The organism is Patulibacter brassicae (genome assembly GCF_033949425.1).
In the GTDB taxonomy this organism is placed as follows: Bacteria; Actinomycetota; Thermoleophilia; order Solirubrobacterales; family Solirubrobacteraceae; genus Patulibacter; species Patulibacter brassicae.
Genome location: NZ_JAXAVX010000001.1, coordinates 749,798 through 763,976, shown reverse-complemented (window position 1 = coordinate 763,976; position 14,179 = coordinate 749,798). Strand labels below are relative to the sequence as shown.

Here is a 14,179-nt window from a genome sequence, read left to right as displayed (position 1 = left end):
GACGACCCGCCACGCCGCTCCGCGGGGCGGGCGGAAACCCGTTGGGCGCGCGGATCGGTGCCCGCGGTCGCTGTCACGGAGGCGCGCTTCTCGCCGCTCCGCGGCGGGGTGGGCGGGAACCCGTCTGGCGCGCGGATCGGCGCCCGCGGTCGGTGCCGCGGCAGCCAGCTCCTCGCGGTTCCGCGGCGGGGCGGGCAGCGTTCAAGGACGCGGATCCGTGCCCGCGGTCGCCGCTGCGACGACGAACTCCTCGCCGGTCCGCGGGACGCCGTCGACGGCCCTGTCCTGCGCCGGCGCCGCCTCGGCGTCGCCCGGGACCGGCTCCCAGCCGCGCCAGCGGAACGGCAGGCCCGCGGCCTGCTCGGCGCGGGCGCGGTCCATCAGCTGGACGTGCAGGTGCGGCTCGCTGCTGTTGCCCGAGTTGCCGACCTCGCCCAGGACCGCGCCGGCGTCGACGAGGTCGCCGACGGCGACGGCGATCGAGCCGCGGCGCAGGTGGCCGCTGAGCGAGAACGCGCCCTCGCCGTGGTCGACCACGACGTGGTTGCCGATCACGCGGTGCGCACCCGCGACCTGGCGCGCGCTCGCCTCGACGATCAGCAGATAGAGCACCGCGAGCAGCGAGCGGCGGGCCCGGTGGTCGGCCTGGCCGTCGACGACCCGCACGACCCGGCCCGCCGCCATCGCGCGCACCGGCTCCCCGAACGCGGGGAACGCCTCCGGGTCGTCGAGGCCCCAGCCCTCCGGGTCCGGCGCGCCCGGCTGCAGCACGTCGATCGCGTACGTCTGCCCGTACAGGCGCACGCCGTGGCTGGGGACCTTCGTGCCCGGGCTGTTCAGCGCGCGCCAACGCCCGCGCACCGGCGGGTCGACGACGAGCGGCTCGCGGTCCACGCGCTCCGGTCGCACGGTCGACAGGAGGAACAGGAGCACCGCGACGCCGAGCCCGTAGGGCTGGGGGACGCCCAGCGCTTGCGCGGGGATCGACAGCAGGAAGAGGGCGAGCAGGAGCGACTGGTGGCGGGAGATCGCGCGACGCATCGGGGGAGCCTCCGGGGGACGAGGACGAGCGGGAACGCGCCTGGCAGCCTCGCACGCTCGCCGCCACCGCGCCCTCGGGCCGGTTGGCCGGGCAGGAACCCGCCTGGGACGCGGATCTCTGCCCTCCCGACCGTCGACCCGTCCGACGGCCGACCCTCTCGCCCGTCGAGTGGTCGGACCGTCGCGCCGGCCCGCCCTCCCCGACCCTCGGGTCCTCCCGACCCTCCCGACCGTCCCGACCCTCGCGCCGTCCGACCCTCGCGACCGTCGCGTCGTCGGACCCCGGGCGCGGTCCGTCGACGGCACCGCGCTCAGCGGCGCGCGCGCCCGCTGCCGGGACGGCCCGAGCGGCCGTCCCGGTCCCGCGCGACGACCGTCGCCGTCACGCGCCCGTCGCGGGTGCCGATCCCCGGGACCACCGCGCTGCGGCTGCGCCCCACGATCCGCGCGACGACGCGCTTGGACCGCGCGCCGCGGACCCGCACGAGGTACCCGCGCGCGCCGCCGACGGCCCGCCAGCGGACGGTCGTCGTGGTCGTCGTCGCGGTCACGCGCACGCGGCGCGGCGCAGCCAGCCGGGCGGGCGCCGGCGCGGTGTAGCGGGCCACGACCGCCGTGGAGACCGGCACGCCGCCGCGCGAGACCGTCGCGACGATCTCGCGCTTGCCGCCCCGCAATCCCCCGGGGGCGAAGCGGATCGTCCCGCGCGTGCGCGTCGCGCGCCCGAGCACGCCGCCGGCCGATCCGGTCGCTCCGGCGCTGCGCTCCGCGAGCTCGACGACCGCGTCGCCCCGATCGCGCACGACGTAGCGCAGCTCGCGCCGCGCGCTGCGGCCGCGGACGGCGCGGACCTGCGCGGAGACGCGGACCGGCTTGACGTCGCGGGCGACCCGCACGGCACGCAGCGCGGGGGAGCCCTCGCGCGGCAGCACCGTCCACGTACCAGGCGTCGGGTCCCGCAGGATCACGACCGACCGCTCGGCGGCCGGCAGCGTCATCCGGACCGCCGCGCCGCGCAGGCTGCCGGCGGCGGTGCCGTCGACCGGGACGACCTCGCGGCCGTCGGGGGCCTGCAGGACGACGTCCGGCGCGCCGCCGGTGCCGGTCAGCTCGACGTTCTGGACCTTCGTCCCACCGGCGACGGACACGGTCGTCCCGGCGGGCGCGCCGACCTGGCGCACGCGGGCGCGGGTGCGTGGCTCCTCGAAGTCGCTCAGGTCGCAGCCGCTGAGCGTCGCGCCGAGGTGGACGCCGTCCGGGATCCCCTCGCCGAACCGGTAGCCGCCGGCGATCGACGCGCCGAGCGCGGAGTAGCAGATGCCGACGCCCTTGCTGGAGAGCGCGAACCGCCCGCCGGTCGTCGGCACGCCGGCCACCGAGACACTCGCCGAGGCGGTCGTGCCGAAGGTGCCCTTCGTCCCGTCGATGAAGCCCTGCAGGTCGCCCTTGATCGCGACGACCTTCAGGTCGACGTCGTAGCCGGCCGTCAGGTCGGCGTAGCCGTCGGTCGACGCGCGCACCACGACGTTCGCCATCGGCACGGTGTCGGCGACCTCGCCGGTGCCGCGGAAGACGAGCTGGACGGTGTCGCCGAGCACGGTGATCTCGACGTCGCCGCGGACGAGCACGGTGTAGAGGTTCGGCGGGACCGGGATCGCGCCGAAGCTCGCCCCGACGCGGATCTTCACCGGGTCGAGGCCGAAGCCGCCGCGCAGCTGCGTGATGTACGTCTGCGGGCCGACGAGGACGCCGGGGAACGGCGGGGCGATCGAGAAGTCGCCCATCGTGAAGCGGCCCTTCACGAACGTCACGCTCGCGCCGAGCGCCGCACCGCCCGGCTGCGGCGGCAGGCCGACGGTCGCCTTGCCGGTCCACGTCTCGCTCGCGCCGGTGTAGGAGATCGCCAGGTCGCGGACCTCGATCGGGCCGAGCGGCGCGCGCTTCACCGCGATCTTCAGCGACTCGAGCGTCAGGCCGCGGTCCTTCTCGGCCAGGAGCGTCGCGTCGCCGGTGATGCCGCCGAAGCCGCCGGGCAGCGCGACGGTGATCGGGATCCGCACGCCGGTCGGCGTCAGCAGCACCCGCACGCGTCCGGCGATCGGGAAGCCGCCGAGGTCCAGGCCCGACGGGTCGAGGTCCAACAGCGTCGAGCCCGCCTTGCCGTCGAGCTTCAGGTGCAGCTCGGCGTGCAGCAGCTCGATCGACAGGCCGCCGCCCTTCAGCAGCACCCGGACCTTGCCGGTCGAGTCGATCGTCCGGCGGCGCGGATCGATCGTGATCCGGACCTTCGCGTCGGGCACGAGCTGCAGGCCGTTGAGGTCGACCGGGCCGTCGGAGACGACGGCGCCCGGCGCCGCCGCGTCGACGCTCGGCAGCAGGCAGCCGGTCAGCGGGGTGACCGAGAGCGCGCCGAACGCCGCGCGCTCGCAGCCGGCGACCGCGCCGGGCACGCCGGTGCCCGCGAGCGCGCCCGCGCCGGGCTTGCCGGTCGGGCTCAGGGTGCCGAACGCCGCCGCGGCGATCGTCCCGTTCGTCAGGCCCGTCGCGTCGCGGCGGTAGACCGCCAGGCCGCCGCCGTCGGCGGTCGCCGCGGCGGCGATGTCGTCGAGGCCGCCGGACGCGCCGACCGCGCGCGCCGCGATCTTCGCCGGACCCCAGCTCGCGCCGCCGTCGCGCGAGGTCGCCTGGAAGAGCGCGTTGCCGGTCGTGTCGCGGACGAATCCGTGCAGGGCGCCGCTGCCGTCCTGGACGAAGTCGCCGAGCCGGCCCGTGCCGCCGGGCGGGGACGGGATCGGCGCCTCGGGCGCGCCGGCCGCCCCGTTGGTCACCGGCCGCACGGACCAATCGCCGCCACCGAGCGGCTGGCCGAAGAGGAAGACGCCGCGGGGACCGGACGCGAGGTCCACGGCGCTGAGCCCCGGGACCACCTGGCGGGTCCACGCGGCCGGGTCGGCCGGGTCCGCGCCGGCCGGCAGCCGCCGCAGGACGGCGTTGCCGTCGAGGCCGCTGAACGCCGCGACCGGCTGCTCGCCGTCGAGCGCCAGCCGCCCGGAGTACGCCTCGTCGCCCGGCCCCACGAGGGCGCTCGCGCGCGTGTAGTTGCCCGGGCTGACGGTCTGCACGACCGTGCCGCCGGTCTGCGTGTCGCTGATGACGGAGATCCGCGACGCCGCGCCGCCCCAGACGATCGCGCCGCCCTGCGGGCCCTGGGTGCCGACGATCCGCGGGGGGCTCCACGTCGTGCCGCCGTCGGTCGACGTCGACGCGTAGAGGGTGCGGTCGCTCGTCTGGCCGTCCGGGTGCTGGACCACGGCGGGGTAGCGCGCGGTGAGCAGGACGAGCCCGTCGCCGATCTGGAGGATCCGCGGGCCGGCGTAGTCCTCCGACGGCGTCGCTGCGGGCGGCAGCGGCGTCTGGTTCGGGTTGTCGCAGGCCTTCGCGCCGCGGGGGAGGCGGCAGTAATGGACGATGTCGTCGGCGACGGCCGCCCCCTGCGCGTCGACCTTCTCGACCCAGACGACGTGCGACGTGCCGGCCGCGTCGACGAGGACGTCGGGCTTCCACCCGTTCGTCGCGAGCGTCACCGACGGCGGTGCCGGCGCCGGACCGGTGCGTGGCTGCTTGCGTCCCTTGTACCCCGGCGTGGCGTAGACGCCCTTGCTGAGCGTCGGGCGCTTGGCGGCGTCCGCGGCGGGCGGTGACTGCAGCGCGCCGGCGGCGGGCAGCAGCGCGGCGAGGACCGGCAGGAGGGCGGCCGAGGACCACCGGCGGGGGAGCATGTCGCGAGCGTACGCCGTCGATCGCCGCGGGGGAAGGGCCTCCGGGTCCAGGCGAGACGGTCCGCGGACCTCCGGAACGGCGGCGCGAGCCGCTGGTGCCGGCGCGCGGTGCGGCGGGACCCTCAGCGGCCGCGGAGGAACTCGGGCGGCTCGAGCGGGTCGCCGCCGGTGGCGCGCCCGCTGCTCCGCTCGGCCGGGCGGTCGCGCAGCTGGCTCTGCGGGCGGTGCCCGGGGGAGACGCGGTCCAGGACGTGCAGCAGCGCCGCGTGGCTCGCGCGGACGTCCTCGAGGATGAGGCGGGCGTTGGCCTCGAGCGAGCGACCGAGGTCGCGGAGGTTCGCCGCCAGCGCCTCGCCCTCGGTCAGGACGTCGGTGGCGACCGACCGCGCGGCGGCGAGCTGGCCCTGGGCGCGGCGGTGGGCGTCGTCGGTCAGCCGCTCGGCCTCCGCCTGGGCCTGGTCCCGCGCGGCGGCGGCCTCGTCCATCATCCGCCGCGCCGCGTTGGCGGCGTTGTCGCGCAGCTGGCGCGCCGTCTCCTCGGACTCGCGGCGCAGCTCGGCGGCCCGCTGCTCGGCGTCCTGACGGACCTGCTGGACGTACTGCTCGACCTCGCGGCTGGAGTGCAGCTGCTCGGTGTCGGCGGTCGCCTGGGTGTCGCGCAGCAGTCGCTCGGCCGACCGGCGCGCCTCGCCGAGCAGGTCGTCGGCCTCGGCCTCGGCGGCCTGCACCCGCATGCGTGCGGCGCGGTCGGCCTCCGCGATCCGCTCGTCGGCGCGGCGCTCGGCCTCCATCCGGATCCGGCTGGCGGCCGTCTCGGCGGCGGCGACGATCTCGGCCACCCGGCGCGCGGCGGCGGCGCTGTCCATCGCGCGCGGCGTGGCCGTTGTCGGGGCCTCCGGGGCGGGCGGAGCGGGCGGGCCGGACGCGGGCGTCGACGACCACGCCCCGTCGTCGTCGGGGCCCACCGCGCGCAGGTGCGGATCGCCGGGCATCGGTCCCATGGTCCCAGAGCGCGCACGAACCGTCGTGCACGCAGGAACTCCTGCGGGGGCTCGAACCGCCACCGCGGGTGCGAAGCATGCACGCCGGTCGCGCGAGACCCCTAGCGTGGAGCGCATGCCCACCCTCGACTCCCGCGAGCCCGACGACGCCCGCGCGCTGCGCGTGGCACACGACGGGCTGATCCTGCTCGCGCTCGTCGGGTCGACGGTGCACGGCCTCGACCTCGGGGGTCACGACGATCGCGACGAGCTCGGGGTGACCATCGAGCCGCCGGAGCACCTCCTCGGGACGAGACGGTTCGAGCATCTCGTGTGGCGCACCCAGGGCCCCGGTCGGCCGTCCGGCGCCGGCGACGTCGACCTCACGGTGTACGGGCTGCGGCGCTACTGCATGCTCGCGCGCAAGGGGTCGCTGACGGTCCTCCTGCCGCTGTTCGCCGAGGGCGATGCGCTGATCCACGTGACGCCGGCTGGTCGCGAGCTGCGGACGATCGCGCCGTGGTTCGCCACGCGTCGGGCCGGACGAGCGCTGCTCGGCTACCTCGCCGCGCAGCGCCGCCGGATCGCGGATCCCGGGCAGGTGCGCGAGCGCGAGCGGGTCGGCGACGGCTACGACGGCAAGTACGCGATGCACGCGCTGCGGATCGCGTTGCAGGGCGAGGAGCTCCTGCGCACCGGGAGGATCTCGCTCCCGGTGCCGGAACCGTGGCGCGGACGGATCATGGCGGTCCGGCGGGGCGAGGTGGCGGCGGCCGACGCACTGGCCGCGGTCGACGAGGCGGCCGCGCGGTTGGAGTCGCAACTGGCGGTCGCGCGGGTGCCGGAGGAGACCGACGACGAGCGCCTGAACGCGTGGCTGGCGCGGATGTACCGCGACGAATGGGACCGCCGCGACCGCTGAGCGCCCGGTGCCCGGCCCGGGACGACGCGGGCCGGGCGCGGTGCGTCACACTTGCCGCGCCCATGGAGCTCCGCTACGACCCTCAGCAGATCGAGCCGCGTTGGCAGCAGGTGTGGGCCGACGAGCGGACGTGGCACGTCGACAACGCGGCGCTCGACGCCGACGGGGCCGAGCCGGTCTACGTGCTGGAGATGCTGCCCTACCCGTCGGGAGAGCCGCACGTCGGGCACCTGAAGAACTACGCGATCGGCGACGCCGTGGCGCACTTCCGCCGCCGTCAGGGCAAGACCGTCCTGCACCCGATGGGCTTCGACTCCTTCGGCCTGCCGGCGGAGAACAACGCGATCAAGACCGGCCAGCACCCGCGCGAGGCCACGGAGGCCTCGATCGCGTCGTTCCAGCGCCAGTTCCGCGAGTGGGGCGTCTCGATCGACTGGGACCGCGAGATCGCCTCGCACCGGCCGGACTACTACCGCTGGACGCAGTGGATCTTCCTCCAGCTGCTGAAGGCCGGGCTCGTCGAGCGCCGCTCCGCCGCGGTGAACTGGGACCCGGTCGAGGAGACCGTCCTGGCCAACGAGCAGGTCATCGACGGCCGCGGCGAGCGGTCCGGCGCGCTGGTCGAGATCCGCCAGCTCGAGCAGTGGTTCCTGCGGATCACCGACTACGCGCAGCGGCTGCTGGACGACCTCGACGGCATCGGCTGGCCCGAGCACGTCAAGACGATGCAGCGCAACTGGATCGGCCGGTCCGAGGGCGCCCGCGTCGTCTTCCACAACGAGGAGCTGGACCGGGACTACGAGGTCTTCACGACCCGCCCGGACACGCTCTTCGGCGCGACGTTCTTCGTCATGGCGCCCGAGCACGCCGACGTCCTGGCGCTCGTCGAGGGCACCGAGCAGGAGGACGAGGTCCGTGCCTACGTCAACCGCGCGCTGACCGCCGACCGCGCCGAGCGCGGCGCCGCCGACAAGCCGAAGACCGGCGTCTTCCTCGGCCGCTACGTCGTGAACCCGGTGAACGGGGAGCGGCTGCCGATGTACGTCGCCGACTACGTGCTGATGGACTACGGCACCGGCGCGATCATGGCCGTCCCGGGGCACGACCAGCGCGACTTCGACTTCGCGCGCGCGTACGGCCTGCCGGTGAAGCGCGTCATCGTCGGCGCCGACGGGGAGGCGCCCGAGGGCGTCGACCCCGAAGCCTGGGCCACGAGCGACGACGCGCTGCCCTACACCGGCGACGGGCCGCTCGTCGACAGCCACCCCGAGTTCGACGGCACCCCGAACCGCGAGGCGCTGAGCGCGATCACCGCGTGGCTCGCCGGCGAGGGCAAGGGCGAGGCGACGGTGAACTTCCGCCTGCGCGACTGGCTCGTGTCGCGCCAGCGCTACTGGGGCTGCCCGATCCCCGTCGTGCACTGCGAGGCGTGCGGGATGGTGCCGCTGCCCGAGGACGAGCTGCCGGTCCTGCTGCCCGACATCGAGGACTACAAGCCGAAGGGCCGCTCGCCGCTGGCCGCGGCCGAGGACTGGGTCGCCACGACCTGCCCGACCTGCGGCGGCCCCGCCTCGCGCGAGACCGACACGCTCGACACCTTCGTCGACTCCTCCTGGTACTTCCTGCGCTACACCGACGCGCGCAACGACGGCGCGGCGTGGGACCCGGCGGTGACGAACCGCTGGATGCCGGTGGACCAGTACATCGGCGGCGTCGAGCACGCCATCCTCCACCTGCTCTACGCGCGGTTCTTCTGCAAGGCGCTGACCGACATCGGCGTGCTCGACGCGCAGGAGCCGTTCCAGAACCTCTTCACCCAGGGGATGATCACCAAGGACGGGGCGAAGATGTCCAAGTCCAAGGGCAACACGGTCGCTCCCCGGGAGATCGTCGAGCGCTTCGGCGCCGACAGCGCCCGCACGTACGTCGTCTTCCTCGGCCCGCCGGACCAGGACGCCGACTGGTCCGACGAGGGCGTCGAGGGCGTGCACCGGTTCCTCTCGCGGCTGTGGCGGCTCGCCGCCGAGGCCGCGGAGCTCGGTGGCGCGACCGTCGTCGACGGGGTCGTCTCGGGTGCGCCGGGGGCCGCGCTGCCGGACGATCCGCAGGGCGACGACCTGGAGCTCGTGCGCAAGGCGCACTGGGCGATCGAGAAGGTCTCGCACGACCTCGACGGGCGCTTCTCGTTCAACACCGCCGTCGCGGCGGTGATGGAGCTCACGAACGTCCTCTCGGCGCGACGCAACGCCGTCGTCGAGCTCGATCCGGCGACGCCCGAGGCGATCGCCGGCTGGGCCGCCGTCCGCTACGCCGCCGCGACGGCCGTGTCGCTCATCCAGCCGTTCGCGCCGCATCTCGCCGCCGACGCCTACGAGCGCCTGACCGGGCTGCGGGTCTGGGAGCAGCCGTGGCCGCAGGCCGAGCAGCGGTTCCTGCAGCGCGACGAGTTCGAGCTCGTCCTGCAGGTCCAGGGCAAGGTCCGCGACCGCGTCCTCGCGCCGACGGGGGCGAGCAAGGACGAGCTCGAGCAGCTCGCGCTCGCCAGCGAGAAGGTCCAGGGCTTCCTCGAGGGCAAGACGGTGGTGAAGGTCGTCGTCGTCCCGGGCAAGCTCGTCAACGTCGTGGTCCGGTAGCGCGACGCCTCGGCCGGCCGCGTCGACGTCCGGGCTGCGCGAGCGCGCTACCCCGCGGCCGGGCGGGCCTCGTCCTCGGGCGGATCCAGCCGGTCCAGGACGGTCCGCAGCGCGTCGACCTGGATCTGGTTCGTCGCCGAGACGCGGCGCAGCTCCTCGGTCTGCAGATCGCTCGTGCGGCGCATCGCGCGGAGCTCCTCGAGCTGCTCGTCGCTGGCGTGGCGGAGCGAGCGAAGCTCCTCGATCTGCTCGTCGAAGCGGGCGTCGCTCGCCTCGCGGAACGCGCGCAGCTCGTCGAGCTGCTCCCGGCTGTCGACGCGCAGGATCCGCAGCTCCTCGAGCGTGTCGGCGATGCGCCGCTCGATCTCGTTGAGCTGGTGGTCGGCCATGCGGTGATGGTGCCGCAGCGGCTGCGTCGACTCAACCTCCCGCCGGTGACGGAGCTGCGCCGCGCTCGCGGCGAAGCAGCGACCGCGGGGAGCCGTGACCGTTGCGGCGCCGGGACGGCACCGGCGGGCACCCACGCGCCGCGACGTCCGCCCTAGCGTCGACGGCGTGCTCGACCACCCCTGGCTGCGGCTCGTGCTCGGCGTGCTCGCCGCCGCGGCGCTCGGCGCGCTGGCCGCGCGGATCGCGGGAACCCCGCCGTCGTCGCCCGACCCGGCGGGCGCCGGAGCGCCGGGCACGCGGACGGGCGGCGCCTCCGGCGCGGGCGGCGGCGCGACCGGCGGCGGGCTGCGCGTCTCCCGCGGGGGCGGCGGCATCACGGTCCACGTCACGGGCTCGGTGCGGCGACCGGGCGTCTACGAGCTGCGCGAGGGCGCGCGGGTCTTCGAGGCGGTCCGCAAGGCGGGCGGCGCGACCCGGCACGCGGACCGGCAGGGCCTGAACCTCGCCGCGGCGCTGCAGGACGGCCAGCAGGTGCGCGTGCCGGCCCGCGAGCGCCCCGGCACGGGCGGGAATGCGAGCGGCGACGCGGCGGCGGGGAAGGGGCCGATCGACCTGAACGCCGCGAGCGCGGCGCAGCTGCAGGAGCTCGACGGCGTCGGTCCGACGACGGCGGAGAAGATCCTCCGCCTACGCGAGGAGCGGGGCGGGATCGGGTCGGTCGACGACCTCGACGAGATCCCGGGCATCGGGCCGAAGAAGCTCGAGGCGCTGCGGCAGCAGCTCGGCGGCGGATGACCTCCCGGCCGGCACGCGACGCGCACGAGCGGTCGTCCGACGGAGCGGCTGGCGGGTCGTCGCTCGCGCTCGTGGCGCGCTGGCCGCAGCACCACGTCGCCGCGGCCCTCCTGCTGGGCCTCGTCGCCGGGACGGGGGCGCTCGGGCCGCTCGCGCTCGTCCTGCCGGTGGCGACCGCGGCCGCGTGGGCGACGCAGCGGCGGCCCGGGTGGGCGGTCGCGGCGGTCGCGGCGCTGCTGCTCGGGGCGATGGCGGGTCACGCGCGCGAGGCGGCGACGTGGCGCGCCGCGGTCGCTCCGCTGGCCACCGGCGCGGCGGTCGGGCCGGACGAGCCGGTCGAGGTCGAGGAGCACCTCTCCCAGGCGCTCGACGGCGGCTGGCGCGCCGCGGCGCGCGTGCGGGGCGCGACGGTCAACCTGCGGCTGCCGGTCTCGGCGGCGCGCCCGGCGCTCGGACCCGGCGACCTGCTCGCGGTGCGCGGGCGGCTGCGACGGGCCGACCCGCGAGCCCTCGGCCTGCGGGCCCGCGGCATCGCCGTCGTGCTCGACGCTCGTCCCGTCCGGATCGCCGGCCGTCGCGGGGGCTGGCGCGGCGCGATCGACGGCGTCCGGCGCCGAGCGGAGGCGACGCTCGACCGCGCCGGCGGTCCGGAGCGCCGTGCCCTGCTGCGCGGCGTGGTCCTCGGGCAGGACGAGGGCTTCTCGACCGCGCAGGAGGACGCGTACCGCCGCAGCGGCCTCGCGCACCTCGTCGCCGCGTCGGGGCAGAACGTCGCGCTGCTCACGGCGCTCGTGCTCGGGATCGGGGCGCTGATCGGGGTTCCCCGGCGGCCCCGGATCGCGCTGGCCGCGCTGACCGTCGCCGCCTACGTCCCGCTCGCCGGGGCGGGGCCGTCGATCCGTCGCGCGGGGGTCATGGGGCTGCTGACGCTCGCCGCGCTCGCGCTCGGCCGGCCCGCGGACCGCTGGTGGGCGCTCCTGCTCGCCGGGATCGCCACGGTCCTCGTCGACCCGCTCTCGCCCGGGCAGCTGGGCTGGCAGCTGAGCTTCGCCGCGGTCGTCGGGCTGCTGCTGCTCGTCGACCCGCTGACGACGGCGCTCGGGCGCCACGGCGTCCCGCGCTGGGTCGCGCTCGCGCTCGCGGTGCCGCTCTCCGCCGCGCTGGCGACCGCGCCGGTCCTCGCGGCGACCGTCGGCGACGTCTCGCTCACGAGCCTCCCGGCGAACGTGCTCGTCGAGCCGGTGGTCGCCCCGCTGACCTGGGCCGGCCTGCTCGCGGCGGCGCTCGGACCCGCCGGCGCGCCGCTCAGCGGCCTGCTCGTCGCGGTGACGCGCCCGGGCCTGGACTGGATCGACGCCGTCGCACGCTGGGCGGCGCGCCCGGGCTGGGCGGTGACGCGGCCTCCGCCCGTCGTCGCGCTGCTGCCGCCGGCGGCGCTGGCGCTCGTGATCCTGCTCGCGACGCGACCGGGGCGGGTGCCGGGCGCGGCGATCGTCCGACGCCGGCCGGGGGTCGCCCGCGCGCTGGCGGTCGCGCTCGCGCTCGTGGCGGCGCTCGGGGGCGGCGTGCTGGCGAGCCGTCGCCCGGGCGGGGAGGCGGTCGGTCGCGGGATCGTCGTGCTCGACGTCGGCCAGGGCAGCGCCACGCTCCTGCGCGACGGCTCCCACGCGATCCTCGTCGACGCCGGCCCGGCAGCCGGGCGCGTCCTCGACCGGCTCGCCGCCCAGGGGGTGCGACGCCTCGACGCCCTCGTGCTGAGCCACGCCGCGGCCGACCACAGCGGCGGGGCGCCGGCGGTCGCGGCGCGGCTGCGCCCACGGGTGCTCGTCGACGGACGGGACGGCCAGCCGGATCCAGCGGCCGCGACGGCGGCCGCGCTCGTGCAGGCCGACGGCGGTCAGGTCGTCGCGGGCCGCGCCGGCCTGCGCCTGCGCGCCGGGGCGATCGAGGCGCTCCTGCGCTGGCCGCCGGCGACCGGCCGCGGCCCGAGCCCGGGAGCGGACCCCAACGAGCGGGCGATCGTCGTGCGGGCCTCGGTGGGCGGCCTGACGGCGTTGCTGCCGAGCGACCTCGAGGGCCCGGCGCTGCGGCGCGTCGCGGGCGGACCCGTGGACCTGCTGGCGCTGCCGCACCACGGCAGCGCCGACCCCGACGTCCCGCGATTGCTCGCCGCGCTGCGGCCGGCGCTCGCCGTCGCCTCGGTCGGGCGGGACAACGGCTACGGGCACCCGGCGCCGCCGACGGTGGCGGCGGTGCGCGCCGCGGGGGTGCCGCTGCGGCGGACGGACCGGGAGGGCGACGTCGTCCTCCCGGCACCGCCCTGACCGGCGGCGAGCGATGACGGCCCGGACGTCGGCCCGACGTCCCGGCCGGGGACGACCGGCGACCAGTCGTGGCCTTCGCGGGCGGCGCCCGTGCCGTCGGGCGATGATCGATACCCGATGCGACGAGCGACGCGGCGTGGGAAGCGTCGTGGCCCGCCGCGCCGGACGGCGCGCCGCCGCCCGGTCTGCGAGCCTCCGGGCCGATGGCCGCCTGGTTGCCCGCCTACCTCCTGCACGGCGACGACCACGCGCGCGTGGGCGAGCGTCGCGCGCGGCTGCACGCGGCCGCCGAGCGGGAGGTCGGCCCGGAGAGCGTCGAGCAGCTCCCGCCCGGCAGCGGTCCGGCCGAGGCGGCCGGCGCCCTCTCGGCGATGACGCTCGGCCTCGGCCGGCGCTTCGTCCTCGTCGAGGGGGTGGAGGGCTGGAAGGACGCCGAGGTCACCGACGCGCTCGTCCCGGCGCTCGTCGCGATGGACCCGGAGACGACGACCGTCGCGTTCGTCGCCTACGAGGACAAGCGCAAGCAGGCGCCGAAGGCGCTGGTCACGACCGTGGAGAAGATCGGCGGGACGCTCGTCGCCGAGAAGGCGCTGAAGGCCCGCGACCTGCCGCGCTGGGCGATCGGCGAGGCGAAGCGGCTCGGGGTCGAGCTCGACGGCGCGGCGGCGCAGGCGCTCGTGGCGACCGTCGGCGAGCGTCGGGTGCGGATCGAGCGCGAGCTCGAGAAGCTCGCCCTCGAGCACGGCCCCGGCGCGCGGCTCTCGACCTCCGACGTCGAGGGCGCCGTGGCGGACGCCGCCGAGCGCCGGGTCTGGGACTTCGTCGACGCCGCGATGGCCGGCGACCGCGAGGCCGCCGCGAGCGCCTACCTCGCGCTGCGCGCGCAGGGCGAGGCGCTGCCGCGGCTGTCGGGCATGCTCGCCAGCCGCCTGCGGACGGCGCTGGAGATCGCGCGCCGGCTCGAGACGGGGGAGGACCGCGCCGCGATCGCGAAGTCGATCCGGATGCCGCCGTGGCAGGCCGACCGCCGGATCGGCGAGGCCCGCGACATCGGGGTCGGCCCGCTCGCCGCCGCCGTGGACCGCGTGGCGGGCCTGGAGCTGGCCGCCCGTGGCGACTCGCTGCTGGACGCCGACACCGAGGCGGTCCGGGTCATCGGCGCCATCACCGCGCGCCGCTGAGCGCGACGCCGGCGCGCGTCGGACGTTGGCTCGGGCGCGGCGCCGGGCACCGCGGTGCGGCGATCCTCGACCGCCTCACGAGACGAACCGGGAACGACGAAACGGCCCGCGGGGCGGGCCGTTCGGAGCTGATC

At 76.9% G+C, this 14,179-nt stretch carries 9 protein-coding genes; 5 read left to right on the top strand and 4 right to left on the bottom strand.

The window, feature by feature from the left end; translation table 11 throughout:
• Nucleotides 1-201: 201 nt before the first annotated feature.
• The 3 genes from SK069_RS03530 to SK069_RS03520 form a co-directional block, all read right to left on the bottom strand.
• Nucleotides 202-1,041 (bottom strand): M23 family metallopeptidase, encoded by an 840-nt coding sequence (locus SK069_RS03530; protein ID WP_319952799.1) that lies wholly within the window; start codon nucleotides 1,039-1,041, stop codon nucleotides 202-204.
• A 311-nt stretch (nucleotides 1,042-1,352) separates the two neighbouring features.
• Nucleotides 1,353-4,820, bottom strand: a complete 3,468-nt coding sequence (locus SK069_RS03525; protein WP_319952798.1) for a sialidase family protein — start codon at nucleotides 4,818-4,820, stop codon at nucleotides 1,353-1,355.
• Nucleotides 4,821-4,942: 122 nt separating this feature from the next.
• Nucleotides 4,943-5,812, bottom strand: a complete 870-nt coding sequence (locus tag SK069_RS03520; RefSeq protein ID WP_319952797.1) for a hypothetical protein — start codon at nucleotides 5,810-5,812, stop codon at nucleotides 4,943-4,945.
• A 124-nt stretch (nucleotides 5,813-5,936) separates the two neighbouring features.
• Between SK069_RS03520 and SK069_RS03515 the strand changes: the two genes are divergently transcribed.
• Both SK069_RS03515 and leuS read left to right on the top strand, forming a co-directional pair.
• The gene (locus SK069_RS03515) at nucleotides 5,937-6,722 is read left to right on the top strand and encodes a DNA polymerase beta superfamily protein (RefSeq protein ID WP_319952796.1); all 786 of its coding nucleotides are present in this window, start codon (nucleotides 5,937-5,939) and stop codon (nucleotides 6,720-6,722) included.
• A 62-nt stretch (nucleotides 6,723-6,784) separates the two neighbouring features.
• Nucleotides 6,785-9,355, top strand: a complete 2,571-nt coding sequence (leuS, locus tag SK069_RS03510; RefSeq protein ID WP_319952795.1) for a leucine--tRNA ligase — start codon at nucleotides 6,785-6,787, stop codon at nucleotides 9,353-9,355.
• A 47-nt stretch (nucleotides 9,356-9,402) separates the two neighbouring features.
• On the opposite strand, the gene SK069_RS03505 is transcribed toward leuS, so the two are convergent.
• The gene (locus SK069_RS03505; RefSeq protein WP_319952794.1) at nucleotides 9,403-9,744 is read right to left on the bottom strand and encodes a hypothetical protein; all 342 of its coding nucleotides are present in this window, start codon (nucleotides 9,742-9,744) and stop codon (nucleotides 9,403-9,405) included.
• Between the two features lie 166 nt (nucleotides 9,745-9,910).
• Between SK069_RS03505 and SK069_RS03500 the strand changes: the two genes are divergently transcribed.
• The 3 genes from SK069_RS03500 (at nucleotide 9,911) to holA (ending at nucleotide 14,045) form a co-directional block, all read left to right on the top strand.
• Nucleotides 9,911-10,540 carry a ComEA family DNA-binding protein gene (locus SK069_RS03500; protein ID WP_319952793.1) on the top strand — a complete coding sequence of 210 codons (630 nt, stop codon included), beginning with the start codon at nucleotides 9,911-9,913 and terminating at the stop codon, nucleotides 10,538-10,540.
• A complete protein-coding gene (locus SK069_RS03495; RefSeq protein ID WP_319952792.1) occupies nucleotides 10,537-12,864 on the top strand; it encodes a ComEC/Rec2 family competence protein in 2,328 nt (775 codons plus the stop codon). Before SK069_RS03500 ends, SK069_RS03495 begins: the two co-directional genes overlap by 4 nt.
• Nucleotides 12,865-13,067: 203 nt before the next feature.
• Nucleotides 13,068-14,045, top strand: coding sequence for a DNA polymerase III subunit delta (gene holA, locus SK069_RS03490; protein WP_319952791.1), 978 nt, complete (start codon nucleotides 13,068-13,070; stop codon nucleotides 14,043-14,045).
• Nucleotides 14,046-14,179 lie beyond the last annotated feature (134 nt).